Below are 21,844 nucleotides of genomic sequence, written 5' to 3'. Positions count from 1 at the left end.
AAATGCATTTGGCAAATGTTTGTGCCTGATGACAGGAAGATTCTGAAAAGCACTGAAGCTGGTGGCAGCCGGAAGGCTCATAAGCTCAGAAACTCAAAAAATCCAAAACCCGAAAGCTTTGCAGCGAACGCAGCAAAATCATCCGCAATCCAGCAGCAAGCGTGCTCAGACCTGAAATTCAGCGCAACAATTGACTAAAAACGACCAGAAATACGCAAAAAACACCCATTTTATTTGACATAAAGTAAGTTTTATTGCTCACAATCGTTATTTTAGGGTTATTTAACCTGTTTTATGTCAAATGCAGGCAATTTTCGGGAAGTTTGGAGAAAGTGAAAGAATGGTGCGGGGATTACTGAATCTATTCTTTATTTTACATAACATAAATTATGCGGAATGTAGCTCATGGATTAGACCGTTTCATTAAAATCAAATACATGTAGGCCTGATCGAAAATAAAACTAATCAGCACCCCCTTATTTATTGCTTTTTGGGATGGCTATCCAATGATTTTTTTAATACAGCAACTGCTCCAGCACTTGATCCCAGGCAGGTGTGCCACGCCAATCACTGGCGATACGTTCCGCGATTATTGCTATCGGCACGCATAACCAAAACGATTGTGGTTCCCGAAACTGATAATTGCCAAGTCGATTTTGGTCAAAGTAAGCTTTAAGCGGTGCCGCAACCTCATTCTTACCTTGCTTGAGCTGTGCCTGTATTCCTGCAAGTAATTCGGGGAAATTTTCTTTAAACTTCTTAATCTTTCGATATTTGATATAAGCATCGAACCAGGCAATTGCGGTATCAAATTCCCCAATCGCCATTTGACATAGCACCGTTAGCAACCGGTCTTCATCTTCATGCGAATAGGCACTAGTCGAATCATACGTTTGCACCAGCAAATATTCGTGCAAATCCTGTAATCCATCCTTGAGTATGTGCAGATCCCAATGCCCATACAAAGCCAATTGCACTGCAGCATAATACGTTTTCGCTGTTCCTCGATTGTAAATTGCAGCCTCGGGTGAATGTGCTGGCACTCGATTGTAATTCTCTTCTGTACCGTAAACCTGATAGACATATTCGGCCCTCACCAAATATCCTTTTGCGTAATCGGATTGGCCTGCACAATACATACGCAAGGCGTAAGAATATTCCTGTTGAATCCGGTTTGCTACTGCATGCAAGGCATTAGACATGTCTATGCTTTTTTGAGCAGACAGATCACGATGAAATAGCGGATCTGCCTCAAATCCTGCTCTAGCGCGCGGCCACGCTCGCAATTCAAGATCAATTTTATTTTCCACGATACCTTCCTAAATGGCAGTATTCCAATATATCTGGAAGAATGGATGAAGGGACAAAATCAAGAGAATCTCGCTGCATAACATTCACCTGATGGTGAACTTAATACCGAGGGAAGCTCATTATTAAATTTCAAAGAATAACGTATTTTCTGAATCCACTCATCCCCGCCCTCGCCCGTTTAATCCCGCAAATCTGCTGTTCATCACTGTTCGTCTTTCTTGCTGTTTTTCATCTGCGTAGACTGCGCAGCTGTTGGCGGCGGGCGGGTTTTGTTCGCTGCGGTCTGAAAAAATCAATTCAATAAAACACAGCGGGGATGCGATGAAAAAAAGTGTGATGGCGGTTGCGGGTCTGGTGGTTGCGGGTGGTTTGTCTTGCAGTGCGCTGGCAATGGCTGCGGGGAATTTTCCGGCGGGTCAGTTTGATCCCAGTGGTTTGAAAGGACCTGCGCAAGGTCCGGCGAATGAAGTGTTTGTGCTGGGAACGGCGCATTTGTCCGGTCTGCCTGCGACATTTCAGAACAAGTCTCTGAATCTGGTGCTGGATAAACTGGCGGCGTGGAAGCCGCAGGTGATTGCGATTGAAGCTTTGTCCGGTGCGCAGTGTGATTACATGCGGCACTACCCTGCCCGTTATGCGGATACCGTGAAAAGCTTTTGCCCTTCGACTGAAACTGCCAAAGCCGCTACCGGCCGCGATGTGCCTGCAGCAACGGCAGAAATGGAAAGTCTGCTGGCTGCATTGCCTGCGCAGCCGTCTGCAACACAACGCCGGCAACTGGCTGCCATGATGTTAGCCGCCGGTGAGCCGGCTTCAGCGCTGGTGCAGTGGCTGCATCTGCCGGAAGCAGAACGAAAAGAAGACGGAATTCTGAATCAGAAACTGGTGGATATGCTGAACCGGATTACCCAGCGCCGGGATGAAAGCTTTCAGATTGCTGTACCACTGGCCGTAAAAATGGGTTTGCAGCGTGTGTATGCGGTGGATGATCACACAGCTGATCTGGCGTTTGATGCGGCAGAAGAAAAATCAGCCGGTGAAGCAATTCAGGGTGCGTGGAATAATCCGGCCAGCGCCGCACGTAAAGAGCAGGATAAAGCCTTGTATGCGAAGCTGGATAGCAGCGAAGGTGTGCTGGATATGTATCTGGCGTATAACGAGCCGTCTGCAGCAGAGCTGATTTTTAAAGGCGATTTCGGTGCGAATATGAATGAGCCATCCGCAAAGCATTATGGCCGCATGTATCTGGGCTACTGGGAAACCCGCAATCTGCGCATGGTATCGAACATCCGCGATGTGATGGGTATCGCGCCGGGCAAGCGCACGCTGGCCATTGTCGGCGCATCGCACAAGCCGTATTACGAAGCGTATCTGCACATGATGCATGATGTGAAAGTGCATTTCGGGAATGCGGTGCTGAAGGCAAAGTAAGTTACCGGCGTTTTATCAGCATTCTGCTGTCAGTCGCGAAGCTGAGTACGATCGCGGCAAATTACGGGTAAAGAGTCACCGGCTGCCACATGGTCAGATGCCATGTCGCAGCCGGTTTTGTTTTGTGACGCAAACGACTTGCGAAGTAATGCAGCCCAGACCAATGTGATTGGATCTCATTGAATGTGGCCGGATATTGTTTGCTGAAAATTTCAGCAAATCGCCACATTACGAACTGACATCAGAAGGTTTTATATCAACCCTGCAAATCAGGTTTTGTTGCAATCGGGATTGAAGCCGCTTTTTTTACATTCCCGTACAAGCTGTTGCTATTTTTGCTGTTTGACAATGATAAACTCAGCCCGTTGTGGCGAAATGTTTGTCTCGGTGCTGTGCACCGGATCTTTTGCTGATGTTTTTATAATAATTCCAATCCAGGCAAAAAATTTTTTATGTCTCTGCGCAGTTTATCGCCCTCTGAACACGCTATTTTGTACGGACCGGATCGTCCGGATTTCTTACAGCAGGAATGTCTCGCTGATTTACTTGAAGCTACCGCCGCCCGTAGTCCGGATAAAACCGCGCTGATCGATGGCGCACGTTCGCTGACCTATGCGCAGCTGAATGAAAAAACCGGTGTGATTGCTGCCGGTTTGCTGGCGGCAGGTGCAGGCCCCGGCAAGATTGTCGGTTTATGGATGCCACGCGGAATCGATTTGCTGGTGGCGCAAGCGGCTATCGCCAAAACCGGTGCGGCATGGCTGCCGATGGATGCGGACGTGCCGGCAGAACGGGTACAGGTGTGTCTGGATGATGCAAATGCCTGCGGCTTACTGAGTTCTGCAACGTTTTCAGCGCAGACCGCGCCGATACAGCAAACGGTCTGGACGGTGGAAGCGCTGGCACAGACCACCGAATTACGCACCCGCCCCGCCGTACAAGGCAGCGATCCGGCCTATGTGATTTATACCTCAGGCTCTACCGGTAAGCCGAAAGGCATTCTGGTCAGTCAGGCCTCAATTTGCCATTTCCTGCGCAGTGAAAATGCGGTGCTGGGCATACACAGTGATGACAAGGTGTATCAGGGCTTTTCTGTGGCCTTTGATATGTCGTTTGAGGAAATCTGGATTTCGTATCTGGTCGGCGCCACGTTATGGATTGCACCGCGCGAGATTACCGCCGATCCGGACGCCCTGCCCGCTGCGCTGGATGCAGAAAACATCACGGTTTTACACGCAGTGCCTACCCTGCTGGCGTTGTTCACCCGCGATATTCCGGGGCTGCGGCTGATTAATCTGGGCGGTGAAATGTGTCCCGAAAGTCTGGTCAGCCGCTGGTCTTGCGCTGGCCGCCAGATGTTCAACACCTATGGCCCGACCGAAGCCAGTGTTTCCGCCAGTCTGGCGGCGCTGGAAGCCGGTAAGCCGGTCACCATTGGTTCGGCTTTGCCGAATTATGTGCTGATGGTGGTCGCCACCGAAGGGGAACTGCGTTTACTGAAACCGGGTGAAACCGGTGAATTATGTATTTCCGGCCCCGGTGTGGCGGTGGGTTATCTCGGTCGTCCGGATCTGACGGAACAGAAATTCCTGCCGAATCCGTGGGCGCGTTCTGCACAGGAAGCGCGTTTATACCGTACCGGTGATCTGGCGGTGATTCAGGAAGATGGCTCTGTGCAGTGTCTGGGCCGCGCTGATGATCAGGTCAAAATCCGTGGTTTCCGCGTAGAACTCGGTGAAATCGAAAGCTTACTCGCTGCCGAAGTCGGTGTCGGTACTGTGGCGGTGGTGTTGCGCAAAGATGGCGGCATCGATCAGATCGTGGCGTTTTTAGCGCGGGATATCAACGCAGATGCCTCCGTCCTGCTACTGAATAATGCGGAACTGGCTGCGCAACTGCGTCAGCATCTGGCGCAGCGTTTGCCGCCTTACATGGTGCCGTCTCGGTTTGAGTGGATGGAAGAAGTTCCGCGCTTAACGTCCGGCAAAATTGACCGTAATACCCTGAAAGCCTTACCGCTGGCCGCACAGGCGGCTTCAGGCGAATCGGATATCGCAGAAAATGATGCGGAAAGCGTGTTATTCCCTGCGCTGGCGACACTGTTTCCGGGGCAACCCATAGTGCGCAGCGCGGATTTTTTCCGTGATCTGGGCGGACATTCTTTGCTGGCGGCGAAACTGGTGTCGGCAGTCCGTCAGGATGTGCGTTTTGCCGGTTTAAAAATCGCGGATATTTATCAGCACCGTCAGGTAGGCGCGATTGCTGCTGCGCTGGCAGCACAACAGCGTTCCATTGTGAATGCGAGCGTAAAGCCGCGCCGTATCGCACCGGTCTGGCAACGGTTGGCCTGTGGTGCTGCGCAAGCGATGGCAACGCCGGTGCTGGTGGCGATTCGTATGATTCAGTGGCTGGCACCGTTTTTTGCGTACCACTATTTCACCGGCGATCCGGGGGATTCAATTGCGCGGGCTATGGCCTTATCGGTTCTGGTATTTCTGGGGCTGACGGTGGCGGAGTTTTTTGTCGCCATCATCGGTAAATGGCTGATTGCCGGTAATCTGCGTCCGGGTCGTTATCCTTTATGGGGACTGACGTATTTCCGCTGGTGGCTGGCGGACCGTCTGGTCGAAGCTGCACCGGCATACATGCTTTCCGGTTCATCGCTGTACCGCTGGTGGCTGCGTGCGCTGGGCGCGAAAATCGGTCGTGATGTGATCATCGGTTCGATGACGATCCGTGCTCCCGGCTTACTGCGTATCGGCGATGGCGCTTCGGTTGGTAATGCCTGTAACTTTGAAAATGCGCGTGTCGAAAACGGTGAACTGGTACTGGGCGAAATCGTTCTGGCGGATGACGCTTACGTCGGTTCGTATTCTGTTTTAGAGGGAAACACCCGTCTGGAGACAGCGGCACACCTGGATGGACAATCTGCGCTGGCAGACGGGCAAACCGTGCCTGCCGGCAGAGTCTGGAAAGGTTCACCGGCACGCGATGCAGGTGTGTTTGATCGCAGCGTGTATCCGCCACGTCCACCGGTCAGCAATCTGCGTCATACGCTGGAAGCGCTGTATTTTGCAGCGGGTGCGCTGCTGGTCGCGGCTTTGTTCTTTATGCCGGTGTTTCCGGTGTTTGTGATGATCGACTGGTTCGACAGTCTGGACATTCTGACCCCGCTGAATGGCAATGTAGTGTTACTGCAATTGCTGAAATATTTCCTGCTGGCCTTCCCTGCCACCGGCGTCCTGATTATCGGCACAGCCTTGTTGTCTGCCTTTATCCGCTGGGCATTTTTACCGCGTCTGCGCAGTGGTTTATATCCGGTTCACAGTGTGACGTATTGCGCAAAATGGCTGGTGAATCAGATTCAGGAATCCAGCCTGCATGTGCTGCACGGTGTTTATGCGACGGTGTATGCCCCGTTCTGGTATCGCCTGCTCGGTGCCAAAGTCGGTAAAGGTGCGGAAATTTCCACGGCGCTGGGCGTAGTGCCGGACATGCTGACGCTGGGCGAAGATACTTTTATCGCCGACGCAGTGTTGCTGGGTGATGAACAAATCGATTGCGGCTGGATGGAAGTAAAACCAACGGTCGTATCGCGCCGTAGCTTTGTCGGTAACGGTGCTTACATTCCGGATGGCACGATTCTGCCGGAAGAAGTGCTGATCGGTGTCCATACTGCAGCGCCGGATAACGACAAAATGCGTCCCGGCGATACCTGGCTGGGTTCTCCTGCCATGCATTTGCCGGCACGTGAAGAAGTCAAAGGTTTCCCGGAATCGCTGACGTTTGCGCCTTCCGTTTTCCGCCGTATCGGGCGTGGTCTGGTAGAAGCCTTCCGGATTATCTCTCCGCATGCTTTGGTCACCGCAGTGGGTTACACGGTGGTGCTGGATCTGATGCCGATGGCGGGTGATGAACGCTGGACGGAAGTGATTGTGTATCTGGTGCTGGCCGGTCTGGCCTATGGCTTCGGTTGCTTTGTGTTTGTACTGGTGCTCAAATGGTTGCTGATCGGTCGTTATCGTCAGTCTGCCGTACCGATGTGGACGCCGTTTGTCTGGCTGTCCGAAGCGATTACCAATCTGTATGAAGGCATTGCCGTTCCGAACTTCATGCGTTATCTGCGCGGTACACCGTGGCTGCCAATGGCATTTAATCTGCTTGGTGCGCGGATCGGTAAAGGCGTGTATATGGATACCACCGACATTACCGAGTTTGACTGCGTACACATCGGTGACCACAGCGAAATCAATGCTTTATGCTGCCCGCAAACGCATTTGTTTGAAGACCGCATCATGAAAATTGATCAGGTGGAAATCGGTTCCGGTGTGTATATGGGGCCGCGCAGTTGCGTGCTGTACAGCGCACAGGTCGGTGAAAATGTCACACTGGGGCCGCTGACGCTGGTCATGAAAGGCGAATTCATTCCGGCGCAAACCCGCTGGCATGGTTGTCCCGCCGAGGTGCAATAAAGCAAGACCGACACATTAGCGGTTTTGCCACTTCCATAAAAAACAGCACCTTTGCGTGCTGTTTTTTATTTCCGGCGTGACATGCGCCATGATGAGCTTTACGCCGGTTGCGGAAGAATCTGACACAGTTTGGATGCCACACGGAAATGAACATTTCTGCACAGCATGAATGTCACAAAATTTTGCGTTTTTGTGCCGGTTCCACGGCTTTGCTGCACGCTTTTGCTTAAAGTCTGCGTGCTGTTTGTCGTTGTCTCAGGAAAGACCGATTTTGCAAACCGCATCATGTTTCCCATCAAAGTTTTAAAACTCTTTCAGGGTTATGACAATCAGGCAGCGACGGCTGTTAAACACGTTTCCGCAGATAAATCCGAGGCTGCTGCGATCACAGATGCAGGCTGGCCGGAAACAGACCGCCGCTCGCGCATCGCGGATCGCAGACAGCAGGATCGTCGCATGCAACAGGTATCGATTTTACTGAACACAAGAAAAGCGCAGGGCCGCAGACACAGCGGCGGTCGCAGAAAAAGCGACCATCCTGAAGTACGCTACTCTTTTTCAGTGAAGGGTTAAGCAACACGCTGCTTCCCCCCGTTACAAAGCTTGTCCACGTCATGTACGCGGGCACTGGCTGGCCTGCGGAATGCAGGACAAAATCGTTTTCGAAGAAAAAACAGAACGCTGCGATGTGCTTCAAGATTTTTCGGCCCTTGCACAGCTTCTGTTCAGTCCCTGTCAGACTCCTGTCCGCTTCCTTTTTGCTACGCTCTGTGTCCTTGCCGGATGCGTTTCCGGATGCTGTTCCGAGTGCATTTTTCAATGCAACTCAGCGTATTAGCGCGTCCCTTTGCCGAGCAGATACAAACAAATGAAGGGTTCTGTGAGACCGGCACTGAAGCCAGCCTCATGCCGTCTGGCGGCAAATCACCATTTCGCGCAGGACAAAATCACCAGCCATTTGCGCGCCAGCAGAATTTCCAGATGGCCGGGCTGCACGCCTGTGCTGCAATCCACCAGCGGATTCACCGCATACGGACGCTGACGGAAATCGCGGCAGACAAATAATTCGCGGCGGCCCAGACGCATCACAAATGCGTTAGGAGACAGTTGCAGGCTGAAGCGGGTATTCAGAGATTGTTCGAGGTATGCCATTTTTCAAACTCCAGTAAGGATGCATTGAGATCAGGGATGAACATGCCTTTGAAAAGATCGTTTGCTGCGTGACCGGTGTTGTTCGTCCATGAACAGTACTTTAGCACAAACTACTGTATATCCAATCAGTATTTTTATCAGTGTCGCATATTTCTGACGTCCGCTGACAGCACCTCAGAGGGAAAACCACCTGCCCGCCCCTGAAAAATCACTGCATTTGAAAATACCGGCAACTGATTTTATACTGTACATACATACAGTATTTATGCCGAGCATATCATGAATTCCCCTGAACAGATTCACCCCGCCCTCTGGCGCGCCTCGCAACTGGGTCATGCCCACGGGCGAACGCTGGATTCCGGTTTTCGTATGCTGAACCGCGAATTGCCCGGTCAGGGCTGGCCGCTGGGGCAGTTGATGGAATTACTGATTGATGAACCGGGTACGCTGGAATGCCGTCTGTTGCTTCCCGCTTTACGTCAGTTAACGCAGGGTGCGCTGATGCTGGTGGCGCCGCCGTATGTGCCGCAAATTCATGGTTTCAGCCATGACGACAGCTTCCGCCAGCGGCTGGTCTGGGTTAATCCGGCATTGCTGAAAGACCGTTTGTGGGCCACGGAACAGATATTGCGCCACCGCAGCAGTGCAGCCGTTTTATTGTGGGCAGATCAGTTACGTAATGATCAGTTACGCCGCCTGCATTTGCTGGCGCAGCAAACCGAAAGCCTGCTGTGTTTAATCCGCCCGATGAGCGTGGCGCAAACACCTTCGCCAGCCGCTTTACGTATTGCCGCCCTGCCCGCTTCATACGGCATGCAGGTACGCATTCTGAAGCGACGTGGTCAGGCCATGGATCAGCATTTGCCGCTGTATCTGCCTGCGCATCCGTATCTGTCGGATTTGCAGCACGATCGTCAGCCTGCCGTGGCGCAGCCAGCGCAGCGTGTTTCCCGTTTGCTGCAGTAAGCGCGCGATGTCTGCCATTACACACGCCACGCAGCAAGACAGCACCGCCAGCGGCAAAGGCGCTGATGCCGGTGCAGCAGCTGGTGCTGCGGCTGTGATCATCCGGCCACCGGTCTGGATTGCCGTGGTTTTACCTCAGCTGGGCATGGAAGCTTTTTTCCCGCGCAGCCAGTGGCAATCCGGCTCACAAGCCATCGTGATCATGGAACAACAGCGCAGCTGGCTGATGAATCCGGCGGCAGTTCAGGCCGGTGTACGCAGCGGTATGCGCCGCGCGGGTATAGAACTCTTATGTCACGATGCCCGTTTTCAGCAACGCGATACGCAGCGCGAGCAAGCCCTGCTGCAGCAATGCGCGGAAGTGTTGCTGCAGTTCACGCCTTCGGTGTGCATGCTGGCACCAGCCACCGTGCTGATGGATGTGACCGCCAGCCTGCGCTTGTTCGGCGGTATACGCCTGTTACGTAAGCGCATACGGCATGTGCTGGCTGCGCTGGATGTCAGCGCCTGTACCGCCGTTGCACCGGTTGCCATGGCTGCCGCTTTGCTGGCGCGTCATGCCGCTGCCATTGGCAAAACCTATGCGTTGTGCTTGCCAATGCCAAGGCTGGCAGCGCGGTTGAACCGCATACCGGTGCATTTTTTATTGCAGGCCGCGCCGTATTTATCGCTGCTGGAAGGCATCGCCTGTCACAAACTCGGTGACTTACGCCGCTTGCCGCGCGCCGGTTTGCAGCGCCGTACCAGCGCGGCGTTGCTGCAGGAAACCGATCAGTTATACGGCGAACGGCCAGCGCCGCTGGTCTGGCATGTGGAAGCCGAACACTGCGAATTCACACAGGAATTGCCCGACCGTATGGAACGCAGCGATCAGTTACAGCCTTATCTGCAACGCTTGCTGACCCGTTTATGCAGCTGGCTGCAGCGCCGCCAGCTTGCCACCGCTGCGCTGACGATTCGTTTGCCGTATGAACGTGGTCGTCAGGCGATAGCGCCGGCAGTGCTGACACTGGAACTGACTTCCGCTGGCTGGCAAATGGCGGATTTCTGGCCGCTGCTCAAAGAAAAACTCGCGCTGCTCAGTCTCAGCCATCCCGTGATTGCTCTGCATCTGCAAGTGCCGCAAACGCAGGCGCTGCCAGCAGGCAACGGCGATTTATTTCCGGATGCCGGTATGCAGACGGCGGATCATCAACGCTTATTAGCCTTGCTGGCCACGCGCCTCGGTGCGGATCAGGTATGCCGTCCGGCACATTCCGATGAACACTTGCCGGAACGGGCGAATCAGTGGGTTTCCGTGATGCAGCCGGTGTCTGCCCGTCAGCGCCGCCAGATCAGCGACCACACCAGCGCACTGTACCGCCCCGCATGGCTGCTGGCACAACCGCAAGCCTTAAGCCTGCGCGATGAAAAACCCTGGTGGCACGGGCCTTTGCAGATTATCTCTGCCGCAGAACGGGTGGAAACCGGCTGGTGGAGCGAACACGCCGGTCTGCGCGACTACTTCATCGCCGTTGGCAGCAACCATGTGCAGTACTGGATTTTCCGGGAGCGGCCTTTGCATGCCGGTGATGTCAGCCGCTGGTATTTACACGGAGTATTCGGATGAACCGCGAACGCCCGCTATTGCCGGATTACGCAGAACTGTTCTGCCTCAGCAATTTCAGTTTTCTGGAAGGCGCATCGCATGCATCCGAACTGGTGCAGCGCGCCGCCGAACTCGGCTATCGCGCACTGGCCATCACCGATGAATGCTCGGTGGCCGGTGTGGTGCGGGCGCATGATGCTTTGCGCAGTTACAGCCAGCAATATCACCGTGGTTTGCTGAATCCGCAAAGCCGCAGCGAAGACGGCACGCCGGACGCCGCTTTTCCGCCGCCGCAATTGCTGATCGGCAGTTATTTCCGGCTGGAGGATGACAACCCCGCGCTGTCCGGTATGACGCTGGTGGTGATTGCGCAAGACCGCATCGCTTACGGCCATTTGTGCGAACTAATTACGCTGGGCCGCAGCCGCTGCAGCAAGGGCAGTTACCGCCTGCACAGCAGCGATTTTTCTGCGCCGCCGGAAGATCTCAGCCATTTACGCGCCCTGCCGGGCTGCCATGTAATTCTGATTCCCGCCTATCCGGCAGAACCCGCGCAACTGGCACAGCAAGCAGTCTGGCTGAAAAACCTTTTCGGCAATCGCGGCTGGATGGGCCTGCATTTGCCGCTGCAACAGGCGGACGATTACCAGCAGCAGCATGTACAGCATATCGCGCAGGAAAACGGCTTGCGCGTGGTGGCGGTTGGCCATGTGCTGATGCATGTGCGCTCACGCAAACCCCTGCAGGACACCTTAAGCGCTATCCGCCACAACCTGCCATTGCAGGAATGCGGCCACTTGCTGCAACCGAATGCTGAACAGCATCTGCGCTCACGTTTTCGTCTGAGCCGTATCTACAGCGCCGATGCGCTGGCTGCTACCGTCGATCTTGCAGAAAGCTGCCATTTCAGTCTGGATAGTCTGCGCTATGAATATCCGGATGAACTGGTACCAGCCGGATTCACACCCGAAACCTATCTGCGCAGCGAAGTGTATGCCGGTGCGCATCAGCGTTACCCGCAAGGAATCAGTGCGCATCTGATTCACCGTATCGAATACGAACTGGCGCTGATTCACGAACTCTCGTATGAAGCGTATTTTCTGACGGTGTACGACATCGTGCGTTTTGCGCGGGAGCAAGGCATTTTGTGTCAGGGACGCGGTTCGGCAGCGAACTCGGTTGTGTGCTACTGCCTGCATGTGACCGAAGTGAACCCTGAAGTGAATACCCTGCTGTTTGAACGCTTTATCTCGCGCGAACGCGGCGAACCGCCCGATATTGACGTGGATTTTGAACACCAGCGGCGCGAAGAAGTGATTCAGTATATTTACCGCAAATACGGCCGCCGCCGTGCCGCGCTGGCCGCTGCGGTACACACCTTCCGCGCGCGTGGTGCGCTGCGTGAAACCGGCAAGGCGCTGGGGATTGATCCCGATCTGATCGATCAGGTCGCCCGTTCCCAGCGCTGGTTTGACAGCCGTGACGACTTCGCGCTGCGGCTGGCGGAATGCGGCTTACAGGCCAACAGCCCGGTGGCGCAACGCTGGATTGCACTGACCTGGCAACTGATGGGCTTTCCGCGCCATTTATCGCAACACACCGGCGGCTTTGTGATTGCGCGCGATCGCTTATCGCGGCTGGTGCCGGTAGAAAACGCCGCCATGCCGGAACGCTCCGTTATTCAGTGGGACAAAGATGATCTGGAAGCGCTGGGTTTGCTCAAGGTCGATGTGCTGGCGCTGGGCATGCTCAGCATGATCCGCCGCGCCCTCGATATGATGGCCTGTTTCCCCGGCAAACCCGCCAGACTACAGGACATTCCGCGCGAAGATCCCGCCACTTACGCCATGATTTGCCGCGCCGACACCATCGGCGTGTTCCAGATCGAATCCCGCGCCCAGATGAGTATGCTGCCGCGCCTGCAACCGCAAACGTTTTACGATCTGGTGGTGCAGGTGGCGATTGTGCGCCCCGGCCCGATACAGGGGGGCATGGTGCATCCTTACCTGCGCCGCCGTCAGGGGCTGGAAGAAATCGAACATTACCCCAATCCCGGCATGCAGGCTGCGCTGGAACGAACACTGGGCGTACCGATTTTTCAGGAACAAGTCATGCAGATTGCCATGGCCGCCGCCGACTTCACGCCCGGCGAAGCCGATCAGCTGCGCCGCGCCATGGCAGCATGGAAACGCAAAGGCGGACTGGAAGGATTTCATGACCGCATCGTCAGCCGCATGGTGCACAACGGCTATGACGCCGCCTTTGCCGAACGCATTTTTGAACAAATGAAAGGCTTCGGCGATTACGGCTTTCCCGAAAGCCACGCCGCCAGCTTTGCGATTCTGGCGTATTTAAGCAGCTGGATTAAATGCCATGAACCGGCAATTTTTTTATGCGCGCTGCTGAACTCGCAACCCATGGGTTTTTACAGCCCATCGCAACTGGTGCAGGATGCGCGCCGCCACCGCGTACACGTGCTACCCGCCGATGTCAGCGACAGCGAATGGGACAGCAGCCTGCGCACACCGCACCCTGACAATCCCTCGCAACCCTCTGTGCGGCTGGGCTTATCGCTGATCAGCGGCCTGTCTGCCGATTGCGCCCGCCGCATCAGCCAGGCACGCGCACAAGCCCCGTTTGCCGATGTCGCGGATCTGGCGCAGCGCGCCCGCTTAAACCGCCACGAACTGCAATGTCTGGCCCATGCCGATGCGCTGCACAGTCTGTCCGGACACCGGCGGCAGGCACTGTGGCAAGCCAGCGCCGCCGTCGCCAGCAAAGATTTGCTGCAACAAAGCCCCGTCCCCGAAACCGCACTGCAACTGCGCGCCCCCGGACTGGCAGAGCAAATCCGGCAAGACTACGCCACACAAGGTTTCAGCCTGCGCAGCCACCCGCTGGCGCTGCTGCGCAAAGCCCTGCGCGAACAGGGTTTTCAGGCTGCCGCCGTATTACAGGATTACCGCCACGGACAAGTCGCCAAAGCCTGCGGACTGGTCACCGTGCGCCAGCGCCCCGGCACGGCAAAAGGCGTATTGTTTATGACACTGGAAGATGAAAGCGGTACCGTCAACATCATCGTCTGGCCCGCCGTATTTGAACGCCAGCGCCGCGAAGCCCTGCACGCCAGCCTGCTCGCCGTGCACGGCGTATGGCAATACCAGAACGGCGTCCGCCACCTGATCGCCGGCCGCCTCGAAGACCTCAGCCACTGGCTGCAATCCCTGACCACCCACAGCCGCGATTTCTGCTGAAAACCCCGCCAAAACACCCCCAAATGCGGATTCCAGCACAGCAACCCGGCGGTCGTCGGCAGAAAGTCCGGGCCTCAGAAAATGTGTGATGCGGAGATTGGCATAACAAATTGCATTTTTTACTATTACTCAGGTACAACTGACATCAGCGACAACATCAACAAAAGAACACTCCGGTTCAGAAAATCAAACAGTAGCCCGTAACAAAACCCTCTCGTAGTGAGTTGATGCTTGAGCACCAGACTGGCCAAAACAAAGAAGAATGGCAGTTCTATCAAAGCATTCCAATGTCCATAACAGAAAAAATAAGCAGAAGACCCCGCAATACCAATCAGTAAGCACTGTAAAAATGCCGGTAATCTGGAACGCGTAAAAAATTTCAGCATCGCAAATACGACGAAAAACTCAAACAAAGGAAATGCATATAAAAATAAATTTTCACTCCAATCTGGCAGCAACGAGAAATATTTGTTCATCACAACAGCTGGCACTTTTTCAAGTGAAGTGATGGACTCCTCAGGATTAATTAATACACAAAGAACAAACCATATAAGCCGCACATATGTAAAAACAGCCCACTTCGCCATTACCTCCAAAGTCGGATTGGGCCAGTTTAGCGATGGAAAAATAATACGAAATTTTCGTATCAGAAAAGCTAAAAAAACTGATATACCGCTGAAATACTTCATCAAAACAAAAACCTCAAATCAAGATTCCTTTAGGCATTCGCTCTATGCAAATCGCAATCAAAAAAATTGTGCCATTCCAAAGAGCATGAAAACAAACTGTCCGGAGATAGGCGTTTACTGACTGATACCAGTTCAGATAAATTCCCGCCTGAAGAGCAAAAGAAAAAATTGCATGCACTCCCAACCATCCAAATAACAGAATATGGAGTCCGCCAAACAAAAAACCGAAACTAAGGCAAATCAATAACTCATGTAGTCGAAAAAATTTACATAACCGACAATACAGCACCATCAAAGCATTTTCAATCAGCGGCGAAATCACTACAAGCATTACAAAACCGAGCAAATTTGTGCTTCTGGTTTCTCCTCCGGCTTCATTGGTATCACTTAAAATATTTGGATCAGAAAAATCACCAAGTATAAAAAATGAAAAACCAATGCCATAAGTAAGAACAAACAAAATGCTGAATTTAATGATTAATTCTGTGTACCAACGCTGACCTGGAGTTAAAAGGCAAAAAATAAAAACACGATAAAATTTTTTTAAAAAATCGAACAAAAAACCCGGAAGAGCAATATCCACAAATCCCCCGACTAACTAAACCAATACTCAAAAAAACGTCCGAACAACATAAGAAAGATAGATGCATTAAAATTCCATAACCCGTGAAATAAAAGAATAATTAAAAAAGAATTTTTTGAACGGTACCAGCTAAGATACATCCCTGTAATTACCCAAAAAAATGGAATGGCATTAATAGAATCGACATCTTTAACCAAAACATGCAATCCACCAAAGAACAAACCCCAAATAAAAACAGTCCAGAAATCCGGAACATGGAATTTTATAGCAAGGCGACATATCCACATCAGTAACACATTTTCCAACAAGGCACCAAAAACAAAAGGATTAACGAATTTTTTAAAGAAGAAATAAATGTCCATCACTTTGAATGCCAAATTTCCCAGACTATTCGGAACATCTCCCAAAATAAAAAAGAATTGAAAAATTCCCTCAATTACACCAAGCACGCAGAACTTAAGAATGAATTCCTGCTGCCAGCTTTTCCCCGGCGTTAAAAAACAAAAAATAAAAATATGCTGAAATTTTTTAAAAAAATCGAACACAAAAACCGGCAAACTTATATTCATAAATGCATTCAGAAAATAAAAATCAGACGATATCCGGACCGTACAGTATTCTGTACATCGCTAGCAGTGTCAGTAACTGAATTGCACGGGTCAGCCATAAAATCACCAGAACATCGCAAAATACGGAAATTGGCACGGATTCCTTTAAAATTCACGCACTCACTAACCAAGCCAATATTCAAAAAATTTTCCAAAAATTAAAAATAATATAGTCGCATTAAAATTCCACAACCCATGGAATAAAAGAATAATTAAAAAAGCATTTTTTGATCGATGCCAATTAAGATACATTCCCGTCATTATCCAAAAATAAAAAATTGCATTGACATAAGAAATGTCATCATTAACAAAAATGTGAAGCCCACCGAACAGCAACCCCAAAAAAAATACCGTCCAGAAGTCTGAAATATGAAATCGAACAGCAATACGACATATCAACATCAACAGCACATTTTCGGAAAAAGCACCAAATACAAAAGGATTTACAAACTCACTAACAAAAAAAATTACATTTTTTTCTTCAGAGGAAGAATACCAAATATAGCCAGCCACACCACTAAACACGGAAATACAATACAAGACTCCCCGCGCGACAAAAAAAGCACAATATTTAATTACGAATTCCTGCTGCCAGGTTTTCCCGGGAGTCAAGAAGCAAAAGATAAAAATACGATGAAATGCCTTTAAAAAGGCAGGCACAAAGACCGGTAAAGCGACATTCATAAATATTTTCAGGAAAAAGTAGCATCAGGAAGGTAAAGCATTCTGTACATCGCTAGCAGCGCCAGTAACTGAATTGCACGGGTCAGCCATAAAATCACCAGAACATCGCGCAATGCGGACATGTTCTGCTTTTCCCTGCTTACAATCGTTGCGAGTAATACCATGAACGGCACTTCGATCAGTGCGGTCAATTCACCAAAGTAATAAACATAAGCACTCCCCAACAGCACTCCGGTCAGCGCGTGCTGAAGCCCTTGTCTTACCGGAAGTCTGCTGGCAACACGTGCAGATACGAGCACGATCACAGCTTCGATCACCGGATATGGCAGCAAGTAGGCGTAGAAAGCCCAGTCCGTCCAGTCAGTATCAAACTCCAGCGGCAAGGCATAACCGGCGATTGCTGGCGCAAATGCAAACCACAGCAATAGCCAGTAAAAACGGAAGACAGTAAAAAATACCCACTTGCCAGTCATTTCAGCCAAACGGTTTGGCCAGTCGAACGAATACAGAAACGGAATTCGTGAGGAAGAAGAAATCTCAGTCTTTTGCATAGTTAACAATGGAAATTGCGCGAATACGTTTAAGCGCAGTCTGAAATAAAACGCGAAACAGAAAAGAAATCCCGTTTCCGCAAGGGGGATCAGCGGCGCGGTAACGGGATCAATGGGAGAGAAAAGCGTTTAGAAAAACCGTACAGAAGGGTTTGAGGACGTCAAGGCAAACAACTTCACTACTTGCATCTGCAGAACAGCTTCAGAAACATCACAAGAAAAACAGATAGACATCAGACTTTACATTTTTTAACAATTGGCGCGTATCTTACTCATCAATAGCTAAATTGCATATAGACCAACACAAGCATTTCCATCGAAAAATATAATTCACATGAAAAAATGCTGCTAATTCTTTGTTTTTTATACGTTTAATTAAATTTAGAGAAAACACTTTAAGTTTTTACACAGTAAGCATTGATTGCAACAAGACAAGCTTGCCATTTCAAGCAAACAAATACCGCATTCCTGCGATGCTCCCCAATAACCGCAAAACCCACCGCCAAGCGCAGTATTGCTGTGCTCTGCGGCGCGGCATGCTAATTTTCAGGCTGGTTTTGTTATGATTTTCGGAGTTTGTCTGCGGGGGCGGCGCTGTGCTTGCCCTGCTTCTTTTCATCCTGACTGGTAGATGACGATGCGTAAATCCTGTTCTGTGCTGATCAGCACTGTGTTGATGGTCTTGCCTTTGCTGGCGAAGGCGGAGGTGCCGAAGCAGCCGCCGCGCTGGGTGAATGCGGATGATGTGCGGGTGCGCAGCGGGCCGTCGGCGGATAAGGACGTGATTGGCCGGATGTCGCGCGGAACTGAGCTGATTCTGAAAGCGCCGCCTTATGGTGATTTTTGCCTGATTGAGGGCGAAGGTTATTACGGTTATGTGGCTTGCCGCTTTCTGAGTGAGCAGAAAATTCTGCGTCCGGCGGCGGGGGTGGATGGTGTGGATGCGGCGCAGCGCTGGGTGAATGGGAATGGCGTCGTGTTGCGTGCCGCGCCGAACCGCGAGGCCGAGGTGCTGGCGCGTCTGAGTCTGAACCGTGTGGTCAAAGTCAGTAACGAGCAGGCCGATAACGGTTACTGCGAGGTGAGTACCGCCGAAGGCATAAAAGGCTATACCGCCTGCCAGTATCTGAGCAACAAACAGGTGGTGCTGGCGCATATACGCGGCGACCGGCAGGCGGGTCAGCCGGTGACTGCGGATTACAATCCGGAAAAAGTATTCTGGCTGAATCCGGACTGGGTGGCGCTGGAGCAGTACGTTGGCTATCTGAAAGAAAAGCATCCGGATTTACCTGCCGGTGGCCCCTGGCCCAAAGATGCCGCGCTGGAAAAAATGAAGGCGCATCTGGCGCTGGGTTTGCAGGCACCGAAACCACCGGCGCTGACAGACTGGGCTGCACTGAAGCAAAAAGCCGCAAAAGCCCGTGATGATGATATGGAGGAGATACGCAATAAAATCCGCATCTGGGGCGATCTGCACGAAGTAATTTCCAGTCAGGATCGCGGTGGTGCCGGACGCGTAAGGCAACTGATACAGGCGCTGGAGTTTCAAACCGTGCAGCCTTCTCTGTTTTTAAGCGAAGCGGATATCGGCCCCGGTGGGGCCGGCATTGTGAATGCCAGCGGCCGTTTCGGGATTGTCTATCGCCAGCTGACTACGCCGCGCCCGCGCAAACCGGCCAATCCGGACGATCCTTACGGCCCGGGTTTGTACGATATGAAATCGCGCATTGCGATACTGGCAAAACCGGTGCAGGAATATCGTTTATTCCGCGATGGCCGCCTGAAAACCCAGAGCACGTATTTGAAAGTCGAGGAAGAGCTGTGGCGTGAGTTCGATGAACCGATGTGCAGCGGCTGGACACCGGGCTTCACGTTTGGCGATGCGGATGACGGCATCTGGCGTTATTTTGACTACGGTACGGCAGAAGGCAGTGGCGAAGCGAAGAAAATGCAGAAAGAAAGCCGGCAAAGCATAGAAGCAGGAGCGCTGTATCTGTTCTACACAACGGCTGCGCTGCCTGCACAAAAAGCCAGTGTCAGCGAAAGCAAAGTGGCGATGGACAGGAAAAAAACCGGCTTCGTCCGAGGTACCCATTTGTACTACGACCTGAACGGCGATGGCATTCCGGATATTGCGGTATGGGAAGGCACAGGCAAAGGCCCCGGCCATCTGGGTTTTGCCAGCCCGAACGATGATCGCTGGTACCGCCTGATGCTGGCAAATATCAACGGCCAATGGAAAATTCTGGATGCGGATCAGTTTGGCTACGGTTGCGGTTGCTGAGTGTATCCGGACGTTCAGCCCCCCCTGCTCTGTGCAGCTATCGTCATCTGCCCGTTTTGCAGAGCCGGACTTTCTGCCGACGACCGCCGGATTGCTGTGCTGAACACCGCATTTAAGCGTTTTCAGCGCACTTTTGGGCACGCCTTCCGGCGTTCTCCGGCGGGTTCGGAAAGCATTGTGTGACGCTCTGTTCAAGACGGGACATAAGCCGGCGCTGAAAACATAGGATAATAGGCGCTCTTACGAAGTAACACCGCGTCTGCCACGCTGACTGGCTGGTCTTACGTCACAACATTGCGATTCAATCAAGGAAATATCATGGCAAAGAAAAAAGAAGAACTGGACGAAGAGACGCTGGCGCTGATCCACTGGTGCATCGAGGTTGAGGGTTTTCTGGTCAAGGGCGGTGCCACGCAGGCACAGGCGCAAGAGTTTATCGAAGAAGATATCGAAAATCTGACCGACCAGTTTTATGACGGTTTGACGCCTGAAGAAGCTGCGAATATTGCGCTGAGTGATTAAACCGTATTCCGCGCTTTACGTTGAAAGCAAAAACGCCTGCATACAATTGCAGGCGTTTTTGTTTCTGAAGCAGACCAGCAGCACTCAGGCAGCGGCATCCATTGCCTGTATGTGTTGCAGAATAACGCTGGCGCTGGTTTGCAGGGCGGCGTGTTCGGCGGCGTTCAGTACTGGTTTGAGCGTGCCGGTCAGCCCGTTGCGACCGATGATACCGGGCAAGGACAGCGAAACCGACGGTATGCCTTCCACTTCGCTGTGCATGGCGCTGACAGTGTACACGCAGCGTTCATCAAACAGTACGGCGCGGCTTAAGGCGGTGATGGCGGAAGCAATACCAAAGTACGTTGCACCTTTGCCCTGAATGATCTGATACGCCGCACGACGCACACCATGATCGACTGCGGCGCGCAGTGTGTCATCCAGCGCAATGCCGCGTGCAGCGGCAAAATCCGCCAGTGGAATACCGCCGATATGCACGCTGGACCAGACCAGCACTTCGGAATCACCGTGTTCACCGAGCACATAAGCGTGTACCGATTCTGATGCAATGCCGAGTTTTTCTCCGAGCAAGGCGCGGAAGCGTGCGGTATCCAGCATGGTGCCGGTGCCAATCACACGGCTGGCAGGCAAACCGGCTGCCACCGCAATACGGGTGGCAATGTGGGTCATGATGTCGAGCGGATTGGTGGCGATGATCAGCACGGCATCCGGCGCGGCTTGCACGATTTGCGGAATCAGCGCACTGAAAATCGCAGCGTTCCGTTGCAGCAGTGCCAGACGGGTTTCGCCCGGTTGCTGATTGACGCCGGCCGCCACCACGACTAACTGCGCGCCGTGTAAATCGGCGATGTCACCGGAGCGGATTTGCACCGGATGCGAAAACGGGACGGCATGCAGAATATCCATGCCGTGCGCCTGCGCCAGTGCGGGCTGATGATCGACCAGCACCAGTTCGCTGCCCACGGCCTGCATCGCCAGCGTGTAAGCCGCGGTACTGCCGACAAATCCGGTTCCGACAACGCCGATTTTCATGAGATTTCCTTTCAGCCGGCTTTTTTGCTGCGGATCGCCAGATCAATCAGCGCTTCCATCGCAGTGAACGACGCAGGATGCACATCGTCTTTTGCCAGATTCAGATTCGCCTGCGCAATCATGCTTGGCGATGTCAGGAAACGGCCATCAATCACAAAACTTGGTGTGTATTGCACTGCGTACTGATCCAGCGTGCGCGGCAGGCGGCGCATGGTAGCCTGTACCGAGAAGCTGTTGTACACATCGAGGAATTTCTGGCGGTCGATACCGTTTGCGACAACAAACGCGACATTATCGTCATCGGTACGCAGGCGTTTGCGTTCGACATGCCACGCATCCAGAATTTTCTGATGCAGTTTTCTGTCCAGCCCCATGGCTTCCAGCGTGACGAACAAATGCGCTTCCGGATCATTCACACCGTGATACGGCAGATGGAAGCGACGGAATTCGATTTTGTCGCCCATTTTTTTGACCCACGCCATCAGCTCTGCTTCCAGTGCATTACAGGCCGGGCAGTGATACATAAAAAATTCGATCACTTCGATTTTGCCAGCGGCAGCGCGCACCGGCATCGGTGCCGGTAACTGGATATATTCCACACCTGCCAGCGGTTTGGCGGGCGATGCAACAGACCACGGCGCTGCCAGCATGCCGGCAGCCAGACCCAGTACAGAACGGCGTTTCAACTGCATAAATTGACCTTCCCCAAAAAACGAA

At 52.5% G+C, this 21,844-nt stretch carries 17 protein-coding genes; 7 read left to right on the top strand and 10 right to left on the bottom strand.

Translation table 11 applies throughout. From position 1 onward, the window contains the following. Window positions 1-515: 515 nt before the first annotated feature. Window positions 516-1,310, bottom strand: a complete 795-nt coding sequence (locus tag IE092_RS00830) for a hypothetical protein (RefSeq protein ID WP_189355117.1) — start codon at window positions 1,308-1,310, stop codon at window positions 516-518. A 322-nt stretch (window positions 1,311-1,632) separates the two neighbouring features. Here IE092_RS00830 and IE092_RS00825 point away from each other — a divergent pair, with 322 nt between their 5' ends. Then, window positions 1,633-2,742 (top strand): DUF5694 domain-containing protein, encoded by a 1,110-nt coding sequence (locus IE092_RS00825; protein WP_229792959.1) that lies wholly within the window; start codon window positions 1,633-1,635, stop codon window positions 2,740-2,742. 452 nt (window positions 2,743-3,194) lie between these two features. Continuing rightward, complete coding sequence (locus IE092_RS00820; RefSeq protein ID WP_189355116.1) at window positions 3,195-7,214, top strand: Pls/PosA family non-ribosomal peptide synthetase; 4,020 nt, start codon at window positions 3,195-3,197, stop codon at window positions 7,212-7,214. Window positions 7,215-7,599: 385 nt separating this feature from the next. Here the strand turns inward: IE092_RS00820 and IE092_RS00815 are convergent, their stop codons facing one another. After that, window positions 7,600-8,034, bottom strand: coding sequence for a hypothetical protein (locus IE092_RS00815; protein ID WP_189355115.1), 435 nt, complete (start codon window positions 8,032-8,034; stop codon window positions 7,600-7,602). 104 nt (window positions 8,035-8,138) lie between these two features. Beyond that, the gene (locus IE092_RS00810) at window positions 8,139-8,366 is read right to left on the bottom strand and encodes a hypothetical protein (RefSeq protein ID WP_189355114.1); all 228 of its coding nucleotides are present in this window, start codon (window positions 8,364-8,366) and stop codon (window positions 8,139-8,141) included. 279 nt (window positions 8,367-8,645) lie between these two features. On the opposite strand from IE092_RS00810, the gene imuA reads away from it, so the two are divergent. From imuA to IE092_RS00795, 3 genes are read left to right on the top strand one after another with little or no spacing between them, the layout of a single operon-like run. After that, window positions 8,646-9,332, top strand: a complete 687-nt coding sequence (gene imuA, locus IE092_RS00805) for a translesion DNA synthesis-associated protein ImuA (RefSeq protein ID WP_189355113.1) — start codon at window positions 8,646-8,648, stop codon at window positions 9,330-9,332. A 7-nt stretch (window positions 9,333-9,339) separates the two neighbouring features. Beyond that, entirely contained in the window at window positions 9,340-10,941 is a 1,602-nt protein-coding gene (locus IE092_RS00800; protein WP_189355112.1) for a Y-family DNA polymerase, read from the top strand. Next, window positions 10,938-14,174, top strand: coding sequence for an error-prone DNA polymerase (locus IE092_RS00795; protein ID WP_189355111.1), 3,237 nt, complete (start codon window positions 10,938-10,940; stop codon window positions 14,172-14,174). Before IE092_RS00800 ends, IE092_RS00795 begins: the two co-directional genes overlap by 4 nt. A gap of 125 nt (window positions 14,175-14,299) precedes the next feature. On the opposite strand, the gene IE092_RS00790 is transcribed toward IE092_RS00795, so the two are convergent. The 5 genes from IE092_RS00790 to IE092_RS00770 form a co-directional block, all read right to left on the bottom strand. Beyond that, entirely contained in the window at window positions 14,300-14,761 is a 462-nt protein-coding gene (locus IE092_RS00790) for a hypothetical protein (RefSeq protein ID WP_189355110.1), read from the bottom strand. Window positions 14,762-14,876: 115 nt separating this feature from the next. Then, a complete protein-coding gene (locus IE092_RS00785) occupies window positions 14,877-15,446 on the bottom strand; it encodes a hypothetical protein (protein WP_189355109.1) in 570 nt (189 codons plus the stop codon). Between the two features lie 11 nt (window positions 15,447-15,457). Then, complete coding sequence (locus IE092_RS00780) at window positions 15,458-16,015, bottom strand: hypothetical protein (RefSeq protein WP_189355108.1); 558 nt, start codon at window positions 16,013-16,015, stop codon at window positions 15,458-15,460. Window positions 16,016-16,177: 162 nt separating this feature from the next. Next, entirely contained in the window at window positions 16,178-16,738 is a 561-nt protein-coding gene (locus IE092_RS00775; protein WP_189355107.1) for a hypothetical protein, read from the bottom strand. 8 nt (window positions 16,739-16,746) lie between these two features. After that, complete coding sequence (locus IE092_RS00770; protein WP_189355106.1) at window positions 16,747-17,289, bottom strand: hypothetical protein; 543 nt, start codon at window positions 17,287-17,289, stop codon at window positions 16,747-16,749. 631 nt (window positions 17,290-17,920) lie between these two features. Here IE092_RS00770 and IE092_RS00765 point away from each other — a divergent pair. Together IE092_RS00765 and IE092_RS00760 are read left to right on the top strand one after the other, a co-directional pair. After that, entirely contained in the window at window positions 17,921-19,573 is a 1,653-nt protein-coding gene (locus IE092_RS00765; protein WP_189355105.1) for an SH3 domain-containing protein, read from the top strand. A gap of 318 nt (window positions 19,574-19,891) precedes the next feature. Beyond that, complete coding sequence (locus IE092_RS00760; RefSeq protein ID WP_189355104.1) at window positions 19,892-20,095, top strand: hypothetical protein; 204 nt, start codon at window positions 19,892-19,894, stop codon at window positions 20,093-20,095. Window positions 20,096-20,179: 84 nt separating this feature from the next. On the opposite strand, the gene IE092_RS00755 is transcribed toward IE092_RS00760, so the two are convergent. Together IE092_RS00755 and IE092_RS00750 are read right to left on the bottom strand one after the other, a co-directional pair. Further along, complete coding sequence (locus tag IE092_RS00755; RefSeq protein ID WP_189355103.1) at window positions 20,180-21,127, bottom strand: L-lactate dehydrogenase; 948 nt, start codon at window positions 21,125-21,127, stop codon at window positions 20,180-20,182. A gap of 11 nt (window positions 21,128-21,138) precedes the next feature. Then, entirely contained in the window at window positions 21,139-21,819 is a 681-nt protein-coding gene (locus IE092_RS00750) for a thiol:disulfide interchange protein DsbA/DsbL (protein ID WP_189355102.1), read from the bottom strand. Between the last annotated feature and the right edge of the window lie 25 nt (window positions 21,820-21,844).

It is taken from the genome of Cognatundibacterium squillarum (genome assembly GCF_014652435.1).
Taxonomy (GTDB): domain Bacteria; phylum Pseudomonadota; class Gammaproteobacteria; order Burkholderiales; family Burkholderiaceae_D; genus Undibacterium; species Undibacterium squillarum.
The sequence above is the reverse complement of the archived record's forward strand: the minus strand, read 5'-3'. Positions and strand labels throughout refer to the sequence as shown.